General features: G+C 65.4%; 19 protein-coding genes. 5 read left to right on the forward strand and 14 right to left on the reverse strand.

Annotation, left to right across the window (positions count from 1 at the left end):
- The 8 genes from rpsC to rpsJ are packed head-to-tail and all read right to left on the reverse strand — an operon-like array spanning nt 1 to nt 4,349.
- A complete protein-coding gene (gene rpsC, locus ACL02S_RS14910) occupies nt 1-795 on the reverse strand; it encodes a 30S ribosomal protein S3 (protein ID WP_412803003.1) in 795 nt (264 codons plus the stop codon).
- Nucleotides 796-1,200, reverse strand: coding sequence for a 50S ribosomal protein L22 (rplV, locus tag ACL02S_RS14915; protein WP_412803004.1), 405 nt, complete (start codon nt 1,198-1,200; stop codon nt 796-798). It lies immediately after the preceding gene.
- Nucleotides 1,197-1,478, reverse strand: coding sequence for a 30S ribosomal protein S19 (rpsS, locus tag ACL02S_RS14920; protein WP_412803005.1), 282 nt, complete (start codon nt 1,476-1,478; stop codon nt 1,197-1,199). Before rpsS ends, rplV begins: the two co-directional genes overlap by 4 nt.
- 15 nt (nt 1,479-1,493) lie before the next feature.
- Nucleotides 1,494-2,330, reverse strand: coding sequence for a 50S ribosomal protein L2 (rplB, locus tag ACL02S_RS14925; protein WP_412803006.1), 837 nt, complete (start codon nt 2,328-2,330; stop codon nt 1,494-1,496).
- Between the two features lie 33 nt (nt 2,331-2,363).
- Nucleotides 2,364-2,669 carry a 50S ribosomal protein L23 gene (rplW, locus tag ACL02S_RS14930; protein ID WP_412803007.1) on the reverse strand — a complete coding sequence of 102 codons (306 nt, stop codon included), beginning with the start codon at nt 2,667-2,669 and terminating at the stop codon, nt 2,364-2,366.
- Nucleotides 2,666-3,367, reverse strand: a complete 702-nt coding sequence (gene rplD / locus ACL02S_RS14935; RefSeq protein ID WP_412803008.1) for a 50S ribosomal protein L4 — start codon at nt 3,365-3,367, stop codon at nt 2,666-2,668. The genes rplW and rplD overlap by 4 nt, the downstream gene beginning before the upstream one ends.
- A complete protein-coding gene (rplC, locus tag ACL02S_RS14940; RefSeq protein WP_412803009.1) occupies nt 3,364-4,029 on the reverse strand; it encodes a 50S ribosomal protein L3 in 666 nt (221 codons plus the stop codon). The genes rplD and rplC overlap by 4 nt, the downstream gene beginning before the upstream one ends.
- Before the next feature lie 14 nt (nt 4,030-4,043).
- Complete coding sequence (rpsJ, locus tag ACL02S_RS14945) at nt 4,044-4,349, reverse strand: 30S ribosomal protein S10 (protein ID WP_003938093.1); 306 nt, start codon at nt 4,347-4,349, stop codon at nt 4,044-4,046.
- 651 nt (nt 4,350-5,000) lie between these two features.
- On the opposite strand from rpsJ, the gene ACL02S_RS14950 reads away from it, so the two are divergent.
- Nucleotides 5,001-5,477, forward strand: a complete 477-nt coding sequence (locus tag ACL02S_RS14950; protein ID WP_412803010.1) for a hotdog fold domain-containing protein — start codon at nt 5,001-5,003, stop codon at nt 5,475-5,477.
- A gap of 97 nt (nt 5,478-5,574) precedes the next feature.
- Nucleotides 5,575-6,765 carry a lycopene cyclase family protein gene (locus tag ACL02S_RS14955; protein ID WP_412803011.1) on the forward strand — a complete coding sequence of 397 codons (1,191 nt, stop codon included), beginning with the start codon at nt 5,575-5,577 and terminating at the stop codon, nt 6,763-6,765.
- Between the two features lie 15 nt (nt 6,766-6,780).
- Here the strand turns inward: ACL02S_RS14955 and ACL02S_RS14960 are convergent, their stop codons facing one another.
- The 3 genes from ACL02S_RS14960 to ACL02S_RS14970 are packed head-to-tail and all read right to left on the reverse strand — an operon-like array spanning nt 6,781 to nt 9,454.
- Nucleotides 6,781-7,650: an ABC transporter permease gene (locus ACL02S_RS14960; protein ID WP_412803012.1), complete on the reverse strand. Its 870-nt coding sequence runs from the start codon at nt 7,648-7,650 to the stop codon at nt 6,781-6,783.
- Nucleotides 7,647-8,426 carry an ABC transporter permease gene (locus ACL02S_RS14965; protein WP_412803030.1) on the reverse strand — a complete coding sequence of 260 codons (780 nt, stop codon included), beginning with the start codon at nt 8,424-8,426 and terminating at the stop codon, nt 7,647-7,649. The genes ACL02S_RS14960 and ACL02S_RS14965 overlap by 4 nt, the downstream gene beginning before the upstream one ends.
- Nucleotides 8,427-8,470: 44 nt before the next feature.
- Nucleotides 8,471-9,454, reverse strand: coding sequence for an ATP-binding cassette domain-containing protein (locus tag ACL02S_RS14970; RefSeq protein ID WP_412803013.1), 984 nt, complete (start codon nt 9,452-9,454; stop codon nt 8,471-8,473).
- Nucleotides 9,455-9,813: 359 nt separating this feature from the next.
- Between ACL02S_RS14970 and ACL02S_RS14975 the strand changes: the two genes are divergently transcribed.
- Nucleotides 9,814-11,340, forward strand: coding sequence for an aldehyde dehydrogenase family protein (locus tag ACL02S_RS14975; RefSeq protein ID WP_412803014.1), 1,527 nt, complete (start codon nt 9,814-9,816; stop codon nt 11,338-11,340).
- A 10-nt stretch (nt 11,341-11,350) separates the two neighbouring features.
- On the opposite strand, the gene ACL02S_RS14980 is transcribed toward ACL02S_RS14975, so the two are convergent.
- Nucleotides 11,351-12,589, reverse strand: a complete 1,239-nt coding sequence (locus ACL02S_RS14980; RefSeq protein WP_412803015.1) for a TetR/AcrR family transcriptional regulator — start codon at nt 12,587-12,589, stop codon at nt 11,351-11,353.
- Nucleotides 12,590-12,715: 126 nt separating this feature from the next.
- Between ACL02S_RS14980 and ACL02S_RS14985 the strand changes: the two genes are divergently transcribed.
- Complete coding sequence (locus ACL02S_RS14985) at nt 12,716-13,537, forward strand: enoyl-CoA hydratase (protein ID WP_412803016.1); 822 nt, start codon at nt 12,716-12,718, stop codon at nt 13,535-13,537.
- Between the two features lie 48 nt (nt 13,538-13,585).
- Complete coding sequence (locus ACL02S_RS14990) at nt 13,586-14,611, forward strand: SDR family oxidoreductase (protein ID WP_412803017.1); 1,026 nt, start codon at nt 13,586-13,588, stop codon at nt 14,609-14,611.
- 71 nt (nt 14,612-14,682) lie between these two features.
- Here ACL02S_RS14990 and ACL02S_RS14995 read toward each other — a convergent pair whose 3' ends face one another.
- Complete coding sequence (locus tag ACL02S_RS14995; RefSeq protein ID WP_412803031.1) at nt 14,683-15,672, reverse strand: alpha/beta hydrolase; 990 nt, start codon at nt 15,670-15,672, stop codon at nt 14,683-14,685.
- Between the two features lie 230 nt (nt 15,673-15,902).
- Nucleotides 15,903-21,217: non-ribosomal peptide synthetase (locus ACL02S_RS15000; RefSeq protein ID WP_412803018.1), on the reverse strand; the 5,315-nt coding region annotated here is incomplete at its 5' end.

A 21,217-nucleotide genomic window follows, 5' to 3' on the forward strand; every position in this document is an offset into this window, starting at 1 on the left:
TCAGCCCTCCTGTTTCTCTGCCGGAGCATCGGCCACCGCAGTCGCGGCACGCCCGGCCTCGGTGCTGGTCGCCGTGGTGCCGGTGGAACCGGAACGACGCGGGCGGCTCGGCCGCTCCCGGCGCGGACGCTCGGGTGCGGCGGCAGCGGCGGTCAGCTCACGCTTACCACCGACGATGTCGCCCTTGTAGATCCAGACCTTCACGCCGATGCGACCGAAGGTGGTCTTGGCCTCGTAGAGGCCGTAGTCGATATCGGCGCGCAGCGTGTGCAGCGGCACCCGACCCTCACGGTAGAACTCCGAACGCGACATCTCGGCGCCACCGAGGCGGCCCGAGCACTGCACCCGGATGCCCTTGACGTTCGGCGAGCGCATGGCCGACTGAATGGCCTTACGCATCGCGCGGCGGAACGCCACACGGTTGGACAGCTGCTCCGCGACGGCCTGGGCCACGAGCTGCGCATCCGACTCGGGGTTCTTGACCTCGAGGATGTTCAGCTGCACCTGCTTGCCGGTGAGCTTCTCCAGCTCGGCGCGGATGCGATCGGCCTCGGCGCCGCGGCGGCCGATCACGATGCCGGGACGCGCGGTGTGGATGTCCACCCGCACACGGTCGCGGGTGCGCTCGATCTCCACCTTGGAGATGCCCGCCCGCTCCATGCCGGTAGCCAGCAGCTTGCGGATCGCGACGTCTTCCTTCACGTAGTCCGCGTACTGCTTATCCGCGTACCAACGCGACTTCCATTCGGTGGTGATACCGAGGCGGAAGCCGTGGGGATTGATCTTCTGTCCCATTTACTTTGCCCCTCCCTTCCGGCGGTTACGAGTCGCTCCACCGGCGGTGGGGATGCTCTCGACCTCGATGGTGATGTGGCTGGTGCGCTTGCGGATGCGGAACGCCCGGCCTTGGGCGCGCGGCTGGAACCGCTTCATGGTCGCGCCCTCGTCCACGTAGGCCGTCGAGATGACCAACGTGGCCGGGTTGAGGCCGAGGTTGTTCTCGGCGTTGGCCGCGGCACTGGCGACAACCTTGGCCACCGGCTCGCTCGCGGCCTGCGGCGCGAACTTCAGCAGGGCCAGGGCATCCTCGACCCGCTTGCCGCGGACCATGTCCACGACACGGCGTGCCTTCATCGGGGTGACGCGAACGTGCTTGGCGGTCGCGCGCGCGGTCGGGTTCTGAGTCTCAGTCGTCGTCATCGCCGCTTGCTCTTCCGGTCTTCCTTGACGTGGCTCTTGAACGTCCTGGTCTGCGCGAACTCGCCGAGCTTATGCCCGACCATGGACTCCGAGACGAACACCGGTACATGCTTGCGGCCGTCGTGCACCGCGAACGTGTGGCCGATGAAATCGGGGATGATGGTCGAACGACGCGACCAGGTCTTGATGACCTGCTTGGTGTTCTTCTCGTTCTGCGCGTCCACCTTCTTGAGGAGGTGATCGTCGACGAACGGGCCCTTCTTGAGGCTGCGTGGCATTTCTTACCTCCTCCTTCAGCGCTTCTTGCCGGTCTTGCGACGGCGGACGATGAGCTTGTCGCTCGGACGGTTGGGCTTGCGGGTGCGGCCTTCCGGCTGCCCCCACGGCGAGACCGGGTGGCGACCACCGGAGGTCTTGCCCTCACCACCACCATGCGGGTGGTCGACCGGGTTCATGACGACACCACGGACCGTGGGACGGCGGCCCTTCCAGCGCATACGGCCTGCCTTGCCCCAGTTGATGTTCGACTGCTCGGCATTGCCGACCTCGCCGACGGTGGCGCGGCAGCGCACATCGACGCGACGGATCTCACCGGAGGGCATACGCAGCGTGGCGTAGGGGCCTTCCTTACCGAGCAGCTGGATGCTCATCCCCGCGGAACGGGCCAGCTTGGCGCCGCCGCCGGGACGCAGCTCCACCGCGTGGATGGTGGTACCGGTCGGGATATTGCGCAGCGGCAGGTTGTTGCCCGGCTTGATATCGGCCGTCGGGCCGGACTCGATGCGGGTGCCCTGCGCCACGCCCTTGGGAGCGATGATGTAGCGCTTCTCGCCGTCCACGTAGTGCAGCAGCGCGATATTCGCGGTCCGGTTCGGGTCGTACTCGATATGCGCGACCTTGGCCGGGATGCCGTCCTTGTCCAGACGACGGAAGTCGATCAGCCGGTAGGCACGCTTATGGCCGCCACCGCGATGGCGGGTGGTGATCCGGCCGTGGGCGTTGCGGCCGCCGGACTTGCTCAGCGGGCGCAGCAGCGACTTCTCCGGGGTCGACCGGGTGATCTCGGCGAAGTCCGAGACGCTCGCGCCGCGCCGGCCCGGCGTCGTCGGCTTGTACTTACGGATTGCCATGAGTTCTTCTCTGCTTTCTGGAGTCCCAGGCGCTTACGCGACCGGGCCTCCGAAGATCTCGATGGGCTTGCTGTCGGCCGAGATGGTCACGAGCGCGCGCTTGGTGTTCTTGCGCTTGCCGTAACCGAAGCGGGTCCGCTTGCGCTTGCCCTGACGGTTGGCGGTGTTGACGCCGGTCACCTTCACGCCGAAGACCTTCTCCACGGCGATCTTGATCTGCGTCTTGTTCGAGTCCGGGTGCACCAGGAAGGTGTAGGTACCTTCCTCGATCAGTCCGTAGGACTTCTCGGAGATGACCGGCGCCAGCAGAATGTCGCGCGGGTCGGCGATGGTGGTCACTTGCTCTCCTCCTGTGCAGCCTCGGCTGGGCCGTGCACGAACGTGTTGAGCGCCTCCACGCTGAACACCACTTCGTCGCTGTTGAGCACGTCGTAGGTGTTGAGCTGGTCCGGGGCGATCGGGTGCACGTTCTGCAGGTTCGCCACGCTCTTCCACGCGGCGATATCCGCACGGCCGACCACGACAAGGAACTTCTTCCGGTCCGACAGCTCGGCCAGGAAGCTCTTGGCGGTCTTGGTGGACGGAGTCTGGCCGGCCACCAGTTCGCTGATCACGTGGATCCGCTCGTTACGTGCCCGGTCCGACAGGGCGCCACGCAGCGCGGCGACCTTCATCTTCTTGGGCAGGCGCTGGGAGTAATCGCGCGGCTGCGGGCCGTGCACGGTGCCACCACCCGCGAACTGCGGGGCGCGGGTCGAACCCTGACGGGCCCGGCCGGTGCCCTTCTGCCGGTACGGCTTCTTGCCGCCACCCGCCACCTGGCCACGGGTCTTGGTCGAGTGCGTACCCTGGCGGGCCGCGGCCTGCTGGGCCACGACAACCTGGTGCATCAGCGCGATATTGGCGGGCACGTCGAAGATCTCGGCGGGGAGATCGACGGTGCCGTTGGTCTTACCACCGATCTCCTTGACCGGCAGCGTGAGATTCGCGGACGTCTGCTCGGCGTCCGACTTCTTTTTCACTGCGACGCTGGTCATGCGTGCGCACCACCCTTCACGGCGCTCTTGACGATCACGACGCCACCCTTGCGACCCGGGATCGCTCCCTTGATCAGCAGCAGACCGTTCTCGGCATCCACCTTGTGCACCGAAAGGTTCTGCGTGGTGACCCGGTCGTTACCCATCCGGCCCGACATGCGCATGCCCTTGAATACCCGGCCGGGAGTGGCGCAGCCACCGATCGAACCAGGGCGGCGGTGCACCGCCTGCGTACCGTGCGAGGCACCCTGACCACGGAAGCCATGGCGCTTCATGGTGCCCGCGAAGCCCTTGCCCTTGCTGGTGCCGGTGACGTCGACGTAGCTGCCCTCTTCGAACACGTCGGCGTTGAGCTCCTGGCCGATCTCGAAGGTGGACGCGTCCGCGACCCGGATCTCCACGATATGCCGACGCGGGGTGACACCGGCCTTGGCGAACTGACCGGAGACCGGCTTGTTCACCTTGCGCGGGTCGATGGCGCCGAAGGCGAGCTGGACAGCGCTGTAGCCGTCGCGCTCCGCGGTGCGGATCTGGGTAACGACGTTCGGCCCGGCCTTGATGACGGTCACGGGAACGACGCGGTTGTTGTCGTCGAAGACCTGGGTCATGCCGAGCTTGGTGCCCAGGATGCCTGCGGCAGGCCTGTTCTTGTTGTCAGTCATTTCTCGAGTCCCCGTCACTGAATGTTGACGTCGACGCTGGCCGGCAGGTCGATGCGCATGAGCGCATCCACCGTCTTCGGCGTCGGGTCGAGGATGTCGATAAGGCGCTTGTGCGTGCGCATCTCGAAGTGTTCGCGCGAGTCCTTGTACTTGTGCGGCGAACGGATGACGCAGTACACGTTCTTCTCGGTCGGCAACGGCACCGGGCCGACGACGCGTGCCCCGGTGCGGGTCACCGTCTCCACGATCTTGCGCGCCGATGCGTCGATCGCCTCGTGGTCATAGGCCTTGAGCCTGATGCGGATCTTTTGTCCCGCCACGCTAAGTGTCCTTTTCTCCGCTTTCCTTCGTGGTCCGCCGGATCGGCTAGCCGACCCGCTGGACCACCCTCATTTGCACAGCCCGAACACACGAAGACGCCCCAGCCCGAGCGGGTCAAGCCCAGAGGAGGCGGTCTGCGTAAACACGCAGGGCCCTCGCTCGGCCTGGATCCGACACAGTCGAGACCACGACCGGGCATGCCCGATCCTCGCCGCTGTTCATCTGTCATGGTTCTCCGGCACACGCGGTCGGGCGTGTCGCACAACCGCTCATTCCTCGGCCCCGGACCGCTACAGCGCCTCGGGCCGGGAACATCGTCCCGGACGTACCCACGCCAGAAACCCGGCGAGGTACACGATAGGGGTACTGCCCGCCTCGCCCGACCAGCTACTTCCCATAGAAATAGGCACGGCCCGGTTCAAGGCAACCCGAACAGTATGCCCGACACCTCTCGACACTTCAAATCGGCTGCGCATACGCGGTACAACATGTTCCCGCTCCCGCGAAACGCGCCCCGATCTCGAACAGATAGCCGCCGCGAACAGGCTACGCACAGGCCCGCTTCACTGCGAACCCGCCGATCACCACGACCGGAGCATAGTGCGCGACGAATGAACCAACCACACCTTACTCCCGAGTAAGGTGTGAGCATGACGAACGAAACCGTGACCTATCGCAGTTGGCAGAAGCTGCCGGACAACCGGCTGGGCAATACCCTGTTCTCCCTCGCGATGGTCGCTCGGCTGCCCTACGCGGCCACCGTGCTGCCGACCGTGACCAGGCTGGAGCCGGGCCTATGCGAGGTGACCTCGCCGAAATGGCTCGGCGTGCACAATCATCTGGGCACTTTCCACGCCATCGCGGCATGTAACCTGGCCGAGGTCGCCATGGGCATGTTGAGCGAGGCGACCGTGCCGACGACGCATCGCTGGATTCCGAAAGGGATGGCCGTTCAGTACTTGGCCAAAGCCGAGACCGGGCTACACGCCATCGCGAAACTGCCCGAGATACCCGATTTCACAACCATTACCGAAGGTCGCGACATGGTGGTGCCGGTAGCGGTCTACGACAAGCACGGTACCGAGGTCGTGCATGCCGATATCACCACGTGGGTGACTCCTCGATAACTGTGGCAGCCGTCCAGGCCGACAAGGGCGGAATTTCTGCCGACGCGCGGGATCGGGATGGTTGCGCTCGCATCCGCGAAACGGATTGAATGCCCTCATGAGTGTCGGCACGGTCCGAGAAGTCGATGTATGCGTGGTCGGGCTCGGTCCCGCCGGACGGGCACTCGCCCACCGCGCGCTAGCGGCGGGACTGTCGGTGACCGCGATCGATCCCAGGCCCAACCGGCTGTGGCCGCCCACCTTCTCCTGCTGGGTGGACGAGTTGCCGGATTGGCTGCCCGCGGGCGCCATCGCGACCACGATCCCGAAGCCAACGGTGTGGACGACGACCGAACGCCGCATCGACCGGCCCTACTGCGTGCTGTCCAAACCGGGGCTACGCGCGGCGCTCCCACTCGACAACGCCACCGTGGTGGCGAGCCGAGCCACCAGGGTCGGCGCCCATGAGGTGGAACTCGCAGGCGGTGCGGTGCACACCGCGGCAACGGTGTTCGATACGCGCGGCCTGCCGTCCCTCGGACGCCGCAGGGCGGCGAGTGCGCACGGCATCTTCGTCGAGGCGGAGAAAGCCGCTCCGATGGTCGCCGAGGGTGAAGGCCTATTGCTGGATTGGCGTCCGGAGAACGGCGCAGGCCCTGATGAGCCACCGTCATTCCTCTACGCGGTGCCGATCGGCGATGGCACCGTGATCTTCGAAGAGACCAGCCTCGGACTGCGCGGCGGTATGCCGCAGCACGAACTGCGTAAGCGCACACTCAACCGGCTCGCCGCGCACGGCATCCGGCTCACCGGGACCGAACCGAGCGAGGCCGCGCACTATCCACTCGACCAGCCGCCACCACGGAAAGGCCGAGCGCGGGCGATTCCGTTCGGCGCGCGCGGCGGGATGATGCACCCGTGCACCGGCTACAGTGTCGCCGACGCACTGACGCTGGCCGATACCGCGGTCACCGCGCTGCGGCAAGGCCGCGACCCGGTGGCCGAACTGTGGCCGTTACGCGCGCGACTGGTGTACTGGATGCGGATGCGCGGGCTCTACGGTCTCGGCAGGCTCACGACCGAGCAATCCATCGCCATGTTCGACGCCTTCTTCAGCGCCACCCCACGCGGTCAGCGCGCATTACTGTCCGCGCACGACGATTACACCGCTCTCGGCGCCGTTCTTGTCGATACTGTCGCCCATACCTGGCCGTTTCGCTGGCGCTACGACCTGGTCGGCTGGACCAATCGCAACCGCTGGCTGGACTACGACTTCGACAAGGCGCCGATCGCGGCGGCACGCCCGTAGCTACCCGGGAGTCCGTCACGCACCAGTTTCCGCGGCCCGGCGATAGCCGCGGATCGCCGGGTAAGCGCAGACGGCCACGATCCCCAGGCTCCACACCAGAGTTTTCAACATCGGCTCAGCGACAGGGCCACCGTAGGACAACCCGCGTATGGCATCGATGGCGCAGCTCATCGGCTGGTTTTCGATTGTTGCCCGCAGCCACGACGGATAGGCGAACGCGGGAACGAAACCGGTGTTGAAGAACATGAGCAAGGTATTGATCACACCGATGACGTTCACGAGCATAACGCCCTCGGTGATAGTGGCCAGCGCCGTGACGAGGATGGCGAAAGCGAGCCCGAACAGCACCGGGATACCGATCAGCGCGATGGCGGCGACCGGTCCCTGCTGGAATCGGAAACCGAGAAGCATCCCGACACCGATCACGCACAGGGTCGTGATCAGCACCCGCACCCCTTCGGCCAGCAGGCGTCCGGTGAGTCCCGCCGCCCGGTGGATGGGCATGGTCCAGAATCGGCCGAGCAGACCGGCCGCCTTCTCGACCTTGAACCCGAGCGCGCTCACCACGGCACCGGACATCGCCGCCACCAGGGTCAGCAACGCTACCTGCCCGTAGATGCTCGGCTGCCCGGTGAAAGCCGTAATCGAATCCCCGAGCACGATGCGGAACATCAGCAGGGTGAGCGCCGGATACACCAACGTCTGGATGGTTGTCGCCGGATCCCGCGCCCACACCAGCAGCAGCCGTTTGCATTGGAGCAGACTGTGTACCGCCCAGTTGCGGAGGGTCGCCTCCCGGCGCATCACCACTTCGGGCAGCGCCGAGGGACCGATCCGCTCCGCCGCGTCTACCGCGGGCGCCGTGGTCGCTTGCACAGAACTCATGACCGCCTCACGCTCGCCCAGATCGCCAACGGAATGAATGCCGCGGCCAGCCCGATCAACCACACCAGAGGTACCCACAGCACCTGCCAGGTCACCCCGTCGGCCGCCATATCGCGCAGGGCGAAGGAAAACTGGGAAATCGGCTGATTACGTACGAACGGCCGAATCCACTCCGGAAAACTGCGCTCCGGCACGAATCCGCAGGAGAGCATGCCGAAGATCAACGTCGGCAGGGTCAGTGCCTGACTCAGCGATTCCGGGCTCTTGGTCAGATTGCCGAGCGCATCGGCGCCGATCGCGAGCAATGTGCCGACGGCAAGGGAAAAGCCGCAGAACAGCACGGCTTGGCCGAGGCCTGCCTCGAACCGGAATCCGATGAGGTGCCCGAAGAGCACGGCCGCGGTGAGCGAGGTGACCGACCGCACCAGACCGGCACAGATGCGCGCGCCGAAGGGCACAAGCGGGCCGATCGGCATGGTCTGCAGCCGAGTACTCAACCCGGTCAGCGCCTCGAACGCCGCCAGCTGCGCGTTCGACATCATCGTGAAGGCCATGGTCTGCAGCACGATGATCGGCATGACGTACTGGGCATAGTCGACGCCCTGGAAGTTCATCACGTAGCGCAGCGGCAGATAGAAGCCGAGGGTGAACACCAATGGGGTGACCATCGCGACGATCAGCTCGCCCTTGGTCGCCATGGTGTGCACGATCCGGCCGGTCAGCGCGCGCCACTGCGCGAACGACGACAGCCGCGCCGTCGGCAGTTCATCGAACAACGTCGCCGGACCTGCCGATACGCGCTCCGAGGCAGTCGTAGCGGTCACGCGTGGCCGCCCGAGTGACCGGTGAGCGACATGAACACGTCGTCGAGCGACGGCCGGCGCAGTGCGATATCGGCCAAGTCGACGCCCGCGCTGTCCAGTCTGCGCAACGCTTCGGTCAGCGTCGCCGCGCCTTCCGGCGCTGGGATGGACAGCCGGTCGCCGCCGTTGAGCTCGGCCAGCACAGCGGGCGGCACCAGATCGCCGAGCGCGGACGCGGCGGCGCGCAGTCTGGTGGGATCCAGCGGGACCACTTCGCAGTAGCTGCCGCCGGTCTTCTCCTTGAGTTCGTCGGCCGTGCCCTCCGCGATCACCGTGCCCTTATCGATCACGATGATGTTGTCGCTGAGCACATCGGCTTCCTCGAGGTACTGGGTGGTCAGCAGTACCGTGATGCCCTGGTCCTGCAGCGCGCCGACCAGGTCCCACACCCCCTGACGGCTGCGTGGGTCGAGGCCGGTGGTCGGCTCGTCCAGGAACACCACCTCCGGTCGCACCACCAGACCGCAGGCGATATCGACGCGACGGCGCATCCCACCCGAGTAGTGGCGCACCGAACGACGACCCGCGCTCGCCAGATCGAATTCCTCCAGCAACGTATCGGCTCGCTTACGGGCCGCGGCTTTGCCCAAGCCCATCAGCCTGCCGAACAACTCCAGGTTCTCCCGGCCGGAGAGGTTCTCGTCCAGTGCCGCGTACTGCCCGGTCATCATGATCGATCGACGTACGCCCGCCGGGTCCTTGCGCACGTCGTGCCCGGCGACGACCGCGGTACCCGAGTCAGGGCGCAACAATGTGGAGAGGATTTTCACCGTGGTCGTCTTGCCCGCGCCATTGGGGCCGAGGATACCGAGGACACGGGCACGTTCGGCGACGAAGCTGACGCCCTGCAGCGCATGCACCTCGCCGAACGATTTGCGGACATCCGTTACTCGGACCGCCGGCTCACCCGCAGGCGAATCTGCTTGATCGGAAATCGGCATCAACTCTCCACTATCGGCCGGTGCGGCGAGGATCTCGCCCGAGCGCGTGTTCGCACTCGGAGGGTTGATCCGTCGCATTCGGCGTGATGTTACCGGCTCGACCGATCGGGCTCGGTCCCACCGAGAAACGGACCCCCTACACAACGGCTGTGTCTTTACTCACATATATTGCTCTCCGCCCGGCACATGCGGGGTCGGCGCTGGTTGGGAGGTCCGAGCCGGACCGGCTCGCTCCGGTCGAGCCTTGTCTGCCCGCTGCACCAGACCATAGCCTGCTATGCGGGGAACATGTTCACTCGTCCGTGCACGCGTACCGTCAGACGGTTCGCATGCCGGTGCCGACACTGCGAGAGGTGATCATGGCCGAACCCACGCAGCCACCGTTGATAACGCATCGGGGAGGAACGAGCCGGACCGATGTGCTGACGTCCTACGACCCACGCACCGGCGAGGTTGTCGGCAAGTACCCTGTGCTGAACTCCAGCGATCTGAAACAGGCCGTTCGCACTGCTCGCACCGCCGGGAAATGGTGGGCGCACATGAGTTTCGGTACCCGCAAACGTTGGTTGCTCGACTGGAAACGCGATATCGTCCGCCGCTCGGACGAATTGGTCGCCCTGCTGTGCGAAGAAACCGGTAAACCGCAGGCAGACGCGATGATCGAAGTGATGCTCGCGGTGGAGAACCTGGATTGGGCCGCACGCAACGCGGCGCGGGCGCTGGACCGGCGGCGCCTCGGCGCCACCTGGCTCACCCGTAATCAACGCGCCACGGTCGGCTACCTTCCGCTCGGCGTGGTCGGGGTTCTCGGTCCGTGGCACAATCCGGTGTCGACGCCGATGGGCTCGATCGCCTACGCGATGGCAGCAGGCAACGCGGTGGTGTTCAAACCGCATGAGCTGACCACCGGGGTCGGGGTATGGCTGGCCGACAGTTGGTCACGGCTCGCGCCGAGCCAACCGGTGCTGCGAACGGTCACCGGCGGCGCCGAGACTGCCACCGCGCTGTGCCAGATGCAGGTCGACAAGATCGCCTGCGCAGGCTCGGACGCGGATGCCCGCGCGGCGACGACAGCATGTGTACAGACCATGACGCCGATCATCGTCGAGCCCGGCGGCAAGGGCAGCATGGTTGTGCACGTGGACGCGAAGCTGACGGATGCCGCCGAGGCCGCGGTGTTCGGGGCGATGGCCGATGCCGGGCAGATCCCCACCGGGATTCAGCGCGCCTATGTCGCCCAGTCGGTCTACGAGCGCTTTCTGGAATTGGTGGTGGACCATGCCAGCACGCTACGTCCAGGTGCGGACCGTAAGGCCTCCTACGGGCCCATGATCAGGGCATCGCAGGTCGATGTGGTGCGAAAACAGGTACGGGACGCGGTGGCCCGCGGCGGTCGCGTGGCGCTCGGCGGGCTGGACTCGATTCGTGATCCCTACATCGAGCCGATCATCCTGACCGAAGTGCCGGAGGAGAGCATCGCGATCACCGGTGAAGGCATCGGTCCGGTACTCGTGGTGAACAAAGTGGCGAGTATGGATGAGGCCGCCGACCGGATCAATGCGATCGGCACCGATACCGCGGTAGCGGTGTTCACCCGGGATATCCGGGAAATCGAGGCGTTCGCCGAACTCCTGCGGGTCGGAGTGGTGACCATCAACTCCTCCACTGCTTATGTGGGCACCCCCGCCCTGCCGTTCGGTGGGGTCGGCGAGTACGGGCATGGTCATCGCAACGGTGAGCAAGGGCTGCGCGAATTCAGCAGAACCCTGGCCATCACACGCAAGCGCTATCGGACACCGGTGAATCTGTCCACCTTCGATCGCCGCCAGCGACACCTGCGCGCGGCCGGTCGGATCTTCCGGATCCGGCACCGGCTGCGTCTCTGAAGCGGCGGACTCAGCCGAGCAGCACCGCGTTCATCAGCGCGGCGACCCGATCCTGCTGCGCAGGCCTGGAATCGAACCGGATCAGCCTGCCCACGTCGATCACCTGACTGATGGCGGCGTGTACCCGGAAGCGCGCCTCCGCCGGGTCCCCGTCGAGCAGGTTGGCCCACTCCAGCACGTTCTGCCGCTGCAGGGCACGTAACTTGTACTGCTCGGCTTGCGGCAAGTTGCTGAACTCCGCGTAGTAGACAGGCATGATCTCCGGCATGGCGAAACTCAGCTTGGTATAGCGACTCGACAAGCGCTTGGCCGCGTCTTCCCTGCTACTGGCCTCGGTCAATGCCTCGGTGATCGCGATGGCCAGGCGGTCACTTGTGCGATAGAAGGCCGCGGCGAGCAGATCGGCCTTGCTGGAGAAGTACCGGTACACGCTGGAAGCGTTGATGCCGACGGCGGCGCCGATCTCCTCGATACTCGCCTCGTGGTAGCCCTGCCTGCCGAAGATCCGGATCGCTTCGGTGAGCAACTGTTCCCGCTTCGAGGTCACCGGGATGCCGCGTCCGGACGGGCCGTCGACCGGTTCGGCAGGCGCGGCGGGCAACTCGGTGCGCACGATGGCCCAGGCCATCTCGTGCAGCAGCGGAAGCAATCTGGTGCTCGACAGCGCAGTGCGATGCGCCGCGATGCTGGCGATCGCGCTGAGTACCCCCGTGGCCAGCATCGCCACATCCGCCGGTGGCGCATCGGGCCGCAGCAGCGCGATGGGCACGGCGATAGCGTTGTTGATGTCGTCGTAGACCTTCTTGATCCTGGTCCGGTCGGCACGTTCGAGATAACGCCGCTCCCAGCGATAGAGCCCGGCCTCCCTGCGGATCTCGATGGTGTGCTCACCGACCGCGCGGAGCATCATGTCCAAGCGCTGCGTGGGAGCAAGCCTGGGATCATCGGCGTTCTCGGTCACCGTACGCAGATGCCGCGCACCTTCCTCGGCCACCGCGACCAAGAGCGCGTACTTATTGGTGAAATGCCGATACAGCGCGGGACCGGAGATCCCGACCTCCGCGGCGATCTCATCCACACCGACCGGGTAGTACCCGCGTTCGCTGAACGCGCGTGCGGCCGCCCGCATGATCTGGGCTTTACGGTCCTTCGGACGGCGGCGCACCGACGGCACCCCGGCCACACTCGCCTCGCTCCCCTGGCCGGGCCGCGTGGTAGCGAGGTCGACCTCGCTGCGATCCGCGGCCATGCGCCTCTCCGTTCTCCTACAACACCAGTTGACAGTGCCAGACAATGAACTTAAGTTAACCACAATTCGCAAAGTTAACGACTATTCACACTCCTTCATCCACTGCATCCCAGCGTAGGGGCGAGCATGAGCGATACCGATTCCACAGTCCCTGCCACTGCGACAGGAGCAACCACTGGGTTTACCACCGTCCAAGACGGCACAGTACTCCGGATCACGATCACCAAACCGAAGCGCAAGAACGCCATCGACTACGACACTATGGTCGCACTCGGGGATACCTTCCACACGGCAGCCGAGCAGCGCGAGATACGCGCGATCGTCCTGACCGGCGCGGGCGACGATTTCTGCACCGGCGCCGATCTGTCGACTAGTGTGGCCGAGGCGCAGCGCGGCATCACCCCGGATATGACGATGGACGCGGCGAATCGGCTGGTTCGCGCCATTGTCGACGCGCAGGTCCCGGTGATCGCGCGCATCACCGGCGCCGCCGCAGGCATCGGTGTCGGTCTCGCATTGGCCGCCGATCTGGTCTACGCGAGCGAGGACTCCTATCTGCTGCTGGCCTTCATCAATATCGGCTTGATGCCAGATGGCGGTGCGGCAGCACTGGTCGCCGCGGCCGCAGGCCGCCCGCTGGCCGCACGGATGGCACTACTGGGAGAGCGGCTACCCGCCCCGGCCGCCGCGGCCGCAGGCTTGTTCACCGCGGTCGTGCCCGACGACGAACTCGATGCCGTGGTGCAGACCGCGGTCGCGAAAATCGCCACAGGTCCGCGCCGAGCACTCGAGCTCACCAAGAAGGCGTTGAATCAGGCCACCCTGTCCGCGCTCGATACAGCACTCGACGCCGAACGAGCGGGACAGATCGAGTTGCTGCACTCAGCGGATTTCGCCGAGGGAGCCACCGCGATGCTGACCAAACGCAAGCCCGTCTTCACCGACTGATCAGCCCGCCGCCAAGGACCGACCAGCAGGCGACTATGTTGATCTGCTATGACTTACCTGGTTACCGGGGCAACTGGGTTCATCGGTCGGTTCCTCATCCCCGAGCTACTGAAACGCGAGGGTGACATCCATGTACTGGTACGGCCGGGTCATATCTCGGCCGACCGGTTCGCCTGCTGTGCGCAGGAATGGGCGGGCGGCGACCGCGTCCGTCCAGTTCGCGGGGAGCTCGGCTCCCCCTGGCTCGGCATCGACCCGGCCTGGCTGGCCGAGCACCGCGGTACCATCGACCACGTCTTCCATCTGGCGGCCGACTACGACCTGCTCGAACGCGGCGGCGGGACCAGGTACTTGGTCGAGGTCGCCCAGGAGTTGAACGTCGATCTACTGCACCACGTCTCCACCGTGGCGATCGCCGGGTCCAGCGCGGGCCTTTTCACCGAGGATATGTTCGACCGCGGCCAAGCGCTGGCCACACCTATGCAGCGGGCCAAATTCGAAGCCGAGCGGATTGTCAGGGACTCCGCACTGCGCTGGCGTATCTACCGCCCGTCGATCGTGATCGGCCATTCCGGGACCGGCGAAATCGATCGAATCGATGGTCCGTACCACTTCTTCCGGCTGCTGCGGATGAGCGCGCAATTGCCGAGACTACTTCCGGTACTGGTGCCCAAGCTCGGCGAGACCAATATGGTCCCGGTCGATTTCGTCGCTCGCGCTCTCGACCACATCGCGCATAGCCCCGGTACCGATAAAACCACTTACCATCTGGCCGACCCACGCAGGCAGAGCGCGGTCGAGGCACTGAATCTGTTCGCCGACGAGGCCGGAGCACCACATCTGGTCGAGATCATGCCCAAGCGCACCCTCGACATGATGCTGCGTATCCCTGGTGCGAATTGGCTGCTGACCCGGGTCGGCGTCCCGCTGGATGTTCTGGAACACAGTGAATTCAGCTGCTGGTTCGACTGCCGCCATACCGATGCGGCACTCGCGGGCACCGATATCAAGGTGCCACCGCTGGAAGCCTACGCACCACTGATCTGGAAGTACTGGATCGAGAACTGGGTCTGAGTTTATCTCTAGCTGCGTTACCGCTGCCGAGCCGGGCGGCTAGCGCCCGGCCACGGTGGGGTGGATTCGACTCAGAGACCGAGCCCCTGCGCGAGCACCGGCCATGACTGCTCGAATTCGTCACGCCAGTAGCCCCACGAGTGGGTGCCCGAGTCACGGAAGTTGAAGGTCGCCGGGATACCCAGCTCGTTCAGCCTCCTCTGCATATTGTGCGTGCAGTAGTTGGTGCCCGCCTCGATCACACCGCCGATGACGATCTGATTGGCCAGCCCGTAAGGACCGGGGAGGGTATACGGACCATTGAGCGTGTCGTACTGGCCGGGCAGCCCGTTGCCGGTGGAGAGATAGAGTCCGAGACCACGCAGCCCCTCGGCGTTCACGTACGGATCATTGGCGATCCATTCCGGCGAGCCCTCCGGGCCCCACATATTGTCGGTATCGCCACCGCCCCAGGTCTCCACAGTCAGCTTCACGAACTCGGCGCCGACCGGATCACTGGTCTGCGCACAACCGCTGTAAGCCGCGGCGGCCCGGTACAGACCCGGTTTGGCGATCGGCAGCGCGAGCACCGTAGTGCCCGAAGTAGACAAGCCCGCGATGGCGTTCGCCCCATCGGTGCCGAGCGCGCCGTCGACCAACGGGGGCAATTCTTCGGTGAAGAAGGTCTTCCACTTGTTGCGGCCGAGCACCGGATCATCCTTGATCCAGTCGGTGTAATAGCTCCATTTGCCACCAATAGGCTGAATCACATTGACGTTCTTGTCCGAAAGGAATTCCAGTACATCGGTCCGCGCCTGCCATGAGGCTTCGTCCTCACCGCCACCGGCACCGTTGAGCAGGTACAGCGTCGGACGCGGGACAGATGCGTCGGCCGGGCGCTGGACGTCGATGATGACATCCTCGTCCATCGCCGCCGAGTACACATACAAGCGAAGGTTGCGCGAGTCCCGGTACTCGGCCTTGGTGATACGCGAACCATCCGGGGCGGTCGGATCGGCCAGCAGAGTCCTGGAATCCATGACCGGATCCGCGGTCGCGGTGGACGCGCCGAATCCGGTGATTCCCGCGAGCACCGCGGTTGCCGCGATCACCGCAACCGCACGAACACTGCTGCGCCGGGCCTGTCGACGTATCAATTTCGCACCTTCGCTTCGTCTAGAGATCGCTGTGTACTCCCCATACGCCGGGGTGGAGGCTGGACATCACGCCTGACCATACGGCCTGCGGTGCCGGGACGGCAGGAATACCGTTACCACACCGTTGCCCATCATGCCTGAAAGACTCGACCCGCTCATGACCGACCCGGGTCCGGTGTCGCCTGTCTGCCGGATGAGTCGAGCAGCTCACACAACCGTGGACCGATACTCGCCAGCGCTTCCGGTGAGGTCATCTGGTCGTGCACAACGTCGATGGGATAGTCGTCGACCCGGCCGGTGACATACGGTTGCCAGTTGGCTGCCGCGGTGTCATGACCGGATGCGCTGAAGTAATCCACCCGACCATGGAAAACCGCAGGACGATGCTCAGCGATCAGCTCGGCGGAACGCACCGCACTGCGGTAGATACGACGCACCCGCTCCGGAGTAAGTACCGCCATATCCGGTGGAATCGTCGCGTGCAGCGCGGCGAGCGCCTCCTGGCTCAGGTCGTGGATATCACCATCGCTTGGCAATAGGGCGTCCACACCGATACCGAGTTCGGCCAATGCCGCGCGGATCGCCGCGCGGAAGTCCGTGATATCGATGTCCGGGTGGCTGTCCAGCATGGCCAGCAGCTCGATCTCCGCGCCGTCGGCTTGCAGCTCGGTCGCCACCGCATGCGCGAGCACGCCGCCGAGCGACCATCCGAGCAACCGGTAGGGCCCCTGCGGCTGCACCGCGCGGATCTCCCGCACATAGCGATGCGCCATCTCGGCCAGCGAAACCGGCAGGTAATCCTCCTCGGACAATGCGGGCGACTGCAGACCGAAGATCGGCGTGTTCGCGGGCGCGTACCGGGCCAGACCCGCATAGCACCAGGACAATCCATACATCGGGTGCAGACAGAACAGCGGCTCTGCCGCGGTCGTATCATGCGGGACCCGTGTCCGGATCGGCAGCAGCACCCCAAGCGCGGCATTCGACTCCAGGTCGTAGTCGTGCTCGTCGGCCAGCACCGCGAGAATCCGACCCGCCAGCGCCGCGGGGGTGGAATCGGTGAAAAACCATTGCACCCGCACTTCGGCGCCGGTAAGCACCCGCAACCTGCTGACCGCACGCGTCGCGACCAGCGAGTTACCGCCCAGTGCGAAGAAATCGTCGTCCATGCCGATCCGGTACTCGGCACCGAGATCGAGCACCTCCCCGAATACGTCGAGCACGGTCTGTTCCAGCGAGGTGCTCGGCGCGCGATACGGGCGTGCCGCTGGCAGCGGGGCGGGCAACGCCTTGCGATCGAGTTTGCCATTGGCATTCAACGGCAGCTGCTCCAGCACGACCACTGCCGAGGGCACCATGTACGACGGCAGTGCGCTACGCGCATGCGAGAGCAGGTCGGACTCGTCGATATCGGTATCCGGTACAGCGACCACATAGGCGATCAACTGATCCCCCGCGGCGCCACGGTGCACTGCTACCGCGGCATGCCGCACCTGGTGATACCCGCCGAGCACCGTCTCGATTTCACCGAGCTCGACGCGCTGACCACGTAGCTTGACCTGGAAATCACTGCGGCCCAGATAATCCAGCACTCCATCGCGCCAGCGCACGATATCGCCGGTGCGATACAGCCTGGTACCACCCGCGTGAGCGACGAAACGCTCGGCGGTGAGCGCCGCAGCGCCGAGATAGCCCCTTGCCACCTGCACGCCCGCGATGTACAGCTCACCCGCCGCGCCCGGCGGTACCGGCCGCAGATGCCGATCGAGCACAAGGACACCGGTATTGGCCACCGGCACACCGATCGGAATCGACGCCGCGGCAGTATCGCGCACTACCGAGTCGGTCACCACGGTGGCTTCCGCGGGCCCGTACCAGTTGGCCAGCGTGGCGTCAGGAACGGCAGCGGCGAAAGCAGCGGCAACCTCGCCGGACAACGCCTCGCCCGCGGCGAACACCCGCCGCAACGATGGATATTCCGCGTTCGGGTTGACCACAGGATCCAGGAAGGCTTCCAGCATCGAAGGAACGAAATGCACTGTGGTGACGCTGTTTTCGTTGATAACTCGGGACAGGTAAGCCGGATCCCGATGACCGTCGGGCGCCGCGATCACGATAGCGGCCCCGGTGTGCAAGGGCCAGAAAAGTTCCCAAGCGGAGATATCGAAAGTGATCGACGTCTTGTGCAACACCACATCACCACCGTCGTGCGGATACACCGACTGCGCCCAACGGAGCTGGTTGATCATCTGCCGATGGCTGATCAGCACGCCCTTCGGTCGTCCGGTGGAGCCCGAGGTATAGATGACGTAGGCGACAGCATCCGGGTGGACGTAATCCCGCGGCAGGGACTCCTGATCCGAAGGAAGGTGCAAGGTGTCGACCGTGACCACAGGAACACCGGTCGCGGTATCGAACGCGTCGGCAGTGGTGGTCAACACACAGCTGGGCGCGGCGCTGTCCAGCACGTACTCACTGCGTTCAGCCGGATGATCCGGATCGATGGGAACATAACCACCACCGGCACGCAGCACCGCGTAGATCGCGACTACCAACTCCACGCCGCGCCGCATGGCCACGGCGACCAACGTCTCCGGACCCACACCCCGGCGGATCAGCTCGACAGCCAAAGACCTTACGCGGGAGTCGAATTCGGCGTAGCTGAGGACAGTATCGCCGAAGCGAACGGCCTGCGCCTCCGGCGTGCGGGCTACCTGCGCGTCGAACAGCGATAACAATGTCGCGTCCTCGAGCAATTCCGGTGCGTCCGTAGCGTTGCTCGCGGCCAGTTCCGCGCGCTCGTCGTCCAGCAGCGCGTCGACCTCACCGACCCTGGCCTGCGGAGTAGTCACGAAACGACCGATCAACAGCGCGAGCCGCTGCGCGATCGCCTGCGCCTCCGATTCGCTGAACAGATCGCGCAGGTACTTCACCGAGACGCGCAGGTTGCTGTCCAGCATCACGATGACGGTAAGCGGATAGTGGGTGCCGTTGACGCCGTCCAGGCCGATGATGTCCATCCCATCGATGGCGCTTGCTTCCGCCAAGCCCGCGCGATCCACCGGGAACGATTCGAACACCACGAGCGAGTCGAACAGCCCTTCCACCCCGACCGCATCCTGGATATCGCTCAGTCCCAGGTAATGATGGTTCAACAGAGCAGCCTGCTCCGCCTGCAACCGCCGCAGCAATTCGCCGAGGGTGCTGTACGCGTCGAGCCGCACCCGCACCGGGATCGTATTGAGGAACAACCCGACCATCGCCTCGATACCATCCAGATGCGGTGGCCGCCCGGACACAGTAGCGCCGAAGATCACGTCGTCACGGTCGATACTGCGGCCGATCAGCAGCCCCCAAGCAGCCTGAACCACGGTATTCGCCGTAACACCCAGTTCCGCTGCGAAGCGGGTCAACGCCGTGGTTTCCTGCTGGGACAGCTCGAAACCGACCTCGCCGAGACCCATGGAGATCTCGCGGCCAGGGTCGACCGGCGCGATCGGTGTCGGTTCGGTGATACCGGACAGTGCGGTGTGCCACGCTGTGCGCGCCGCATCCGTGTCCTGCGCCACCAACCAAGTCAGGTAGTCGCGATAGGACGGCACCCTCGGCAGCCGGCGAGAGTTACCGCCGAGCACGTATAACGTCAGCAGATCCTTCAGCAACAGCGGCATCGACCAGCCATCGATCAGAATATGGTGACTGGTCACCACAAGGTGATATCTGGTTGCGGCGGAGCGGATCAGCGCGAACCGCAACAGCGGAGCAGTCCGCATATCGAAGTTCTCGGCCAGATCGGCCGCCGCGAGCCGCTCCAGCTCGGCGATCGCATCCGGTCCGAGCTCGCGCAGATCGATCAACCGCCAAGGCACCTCCAGCGCGTCGAGCACGATCTGGACAGGGTTACCTTCGCTGTCGGCGGCGAAGGCTACCCGCAGATTGTCGTACCGATCCAGTACCGCCTGCGCCGCGGTGCGCATCCGGTCCGTGTCCACAACGCCACCGAGCTCGAGCACGAACTGAGTGGTGTAGGCGTCGAACGAGGATTCGGCAAGGAGGGCGTGGAACAACATGCCCGACTGCAGGGGGGTGACCGGCCAGGCATCCGAGAACCCCGGGTAGGTGTGGGCGAAGCGGTCGATATCGGGCTGCTTCAGCCGCACCAGCGAGAAGTCCGATGGCGTGAATCCGCCCGCTTCCGGTCGCAGGCCGTGTTCGGCGAGTCCACCGAGCGCGCGAATCCAATGCTCGGCGAAGGTTTTCGTATCCGCGCTGTGGAAAGCTGCCGTGGCGAAATCGAATCGGGCCAGCAAACCGTCATCGGTGGCATCGACGGTCAGGACGAGCAACAGGTCCTCGGCGGGAAGATCGGTGTGCACCCGGGCCGGACGCAGGTCCCGGTAGCGCAGCGCGAACCGGCCGGATCCGAGCTCGCGCAGTTCGGCAGCGGTCTCGGTGTCGAGGTAGCGCAGCAGACCGTAGCCGATTCCCTGCCCTGGCACCGTCCGGCGCAGTTCCTTGATCTGTTTGATCGCCGCACCTGCCGCGGCACCGCCGAGCAGCGCGTCCTGGATATCGATCCCGTTCAGCTGCAAAGGCAGCGGATACTCCGTGATGAAGCCGCCTACCACGCTCTCAGCATCGGCATGGGTTGCCGCGCGACCATCGGCAGCGAGCCGGACCACCGAACCGATCGCCCGAGGCACGGTTGCCGCCGCGGCGGTCTGCAGGGCCAATGCCAGTGCGGTGAGCAGGATATCGTCCACCCCGGTGTGGTAGGCCTCTGCTGCCGCCGCGACAGCCGCGGTACCTTCCGCCGTAATCGTGAGCGAAACCCGGCTGCGGGCACGTAGATCCAGGTCCTCGGCTCCTGAACCGGATGCACCGGCCTCCAGGGTTTGTCGCCACCATGCCATTTCGGCGACCGTAGCTGGGTCGTGCGCCTTCGCGGACAGGGCGCGTATGAGCACGCCGAGGCCGGATTCCGGGGCAGCGGGCGCGGCATGGCGTGGACGGTTCCAGCGTGCCGTGAGCTGGTCGACAATGACGCGCCAGGAGATGTCGTCGACCACCAGACTGCTGGCCACGATGATGAGCGTCGAGCGAGTATCCGGATCGCCGGTGAGGACGAAGTGGATATTGCGCCCCTGTTCCGGATCCAGCGCGGCCGCAGCCGCCCGCACTACGTCATCGATCGGGAGCGTGGTCTCACCGTGCTGCGGATCCAAGCGGCGGAATGCTTCGCCGGTCCGCTCCGGGGCAGCGGGAATACGCAGTATGGGCGCGCCGTCGTCATCGGATTCCACCCGCACCCACAGCATCGAGTGTTGTTCGAGCACAGCGGCCACCGCACTGCGCACTGTCTCGGTGGAGCAGGTCTCGGGAATATCGAGGGCGATGGCCCGCACCTCGGTGCCTTCGACCAGCATCCGGGCCGCGTCCGGGGTGAGCGGAAGTTCGCCCGCGTCGGCCT

Source organism: Nocardia spongicola (assembly GCF_047200775.1).
GTDB lineage: Bacteria > Actinomycetota > Actinomycetes > Mycobacteriales > Mycobacteriaceae > Nocardia.

Bases quoted from the DNA above. Each gene is read 5' to 3' on its own strand.
- ACL02S_RS14960 (WP_412803012.1), bottom strand. From the start codon at position 7,650: ATGAGTTCTGTGCAAGCGACCACGGCGCCCGCGGTAGACGCGGCGGAG.
- ACL02S_RS14980 (WP_412803015.1), bottom strand. From the start codon at position 12,589: ATGGCCGCGGATCGCAGCGAGGTCGACCTCGCTACCACGCGGCCCGGC.
- rplC (WP_412803009.1), bottom strand. From the start codon at position 4,029: ATGACTGACAACAAGAACAGGCCTGCCGCAGGCATCCTGGGCACCAAG.
- rplV (WP_412803004.1), bottom strand. From the start codon at position 1,200: ATGACGACGACTGAGACTCAGAACCCGACCGCGCGCGCGACCGCCAAG.
- ACL02S_RS14955 (WP_412803011.1), top strand. From the start codon at position 5,575: ATGAGTGTCGGCACGGTCCGAGAAGTCGATGTATGCGTGGTCGGGCTC.
- rpsS (WP_412803005.1), bottom strand. From the start codon at position 1,478: ATGCCACGCAGCCTCAAGAAGGGCCCGTTCGTCGACGATCACCTCCTC.
- ACL02S_RS14975 (WP_412803014.1), top strand. From the start codon at position 9,814: ATGGCCGAACCCACGCAGCCACCGTTGATAACGCATCGGGGAGGAACG.
- rplD (WP_412803008.1), bottom strand. From the start codon at position 3,367: ATGACCAGCGTCGCAGTGAAAAAGAAGTCGGACGCCGAGCAGACGTCC.
- ACL02S_RS14985 (WP_412803016.1), top strand. From the start codon at position 12,716: ATGAGCGATACCGATTCCACAGTCCCTGCCACTGCGACAGGAGCAACC.
- rpsC (WP_412803003.1), bottom strand. From the start codon at position 795: ATGGGACAGAAGATCAATCCCCACGGCTTCCGCCTCGGTATCACCACC.
- ACL02S_RS14950 (WP_412803010.1), top strand. From the start codon at position 5,001: ATGACGAACGAAACCGTGACCTATCGCAGTTGGCAGAAGCTGCCGGAC.
- rplB (WP_412803006.1), bottom strand. From the start codon at position 2,330: ATGGCAATCCGTAAGTACAAGCCGACGACGCCGGGCCGGCGCGGCGCG.
- ACL02S_RS14990 (WP_412803017.1), top strand. From the start codon at position 13,586: ATGACTTACCTGGTTACCGGGGCAACTGGGTTCATCGGTCGGTTCCTC.
- ACL02S_RS14970 (WP_412803013.1), bottom strand. From the start codon at position 9,454: ATGCCGATTTCCGATCAAGCAGATTCGCCTGCGGGTGAGCCGGCGGTC.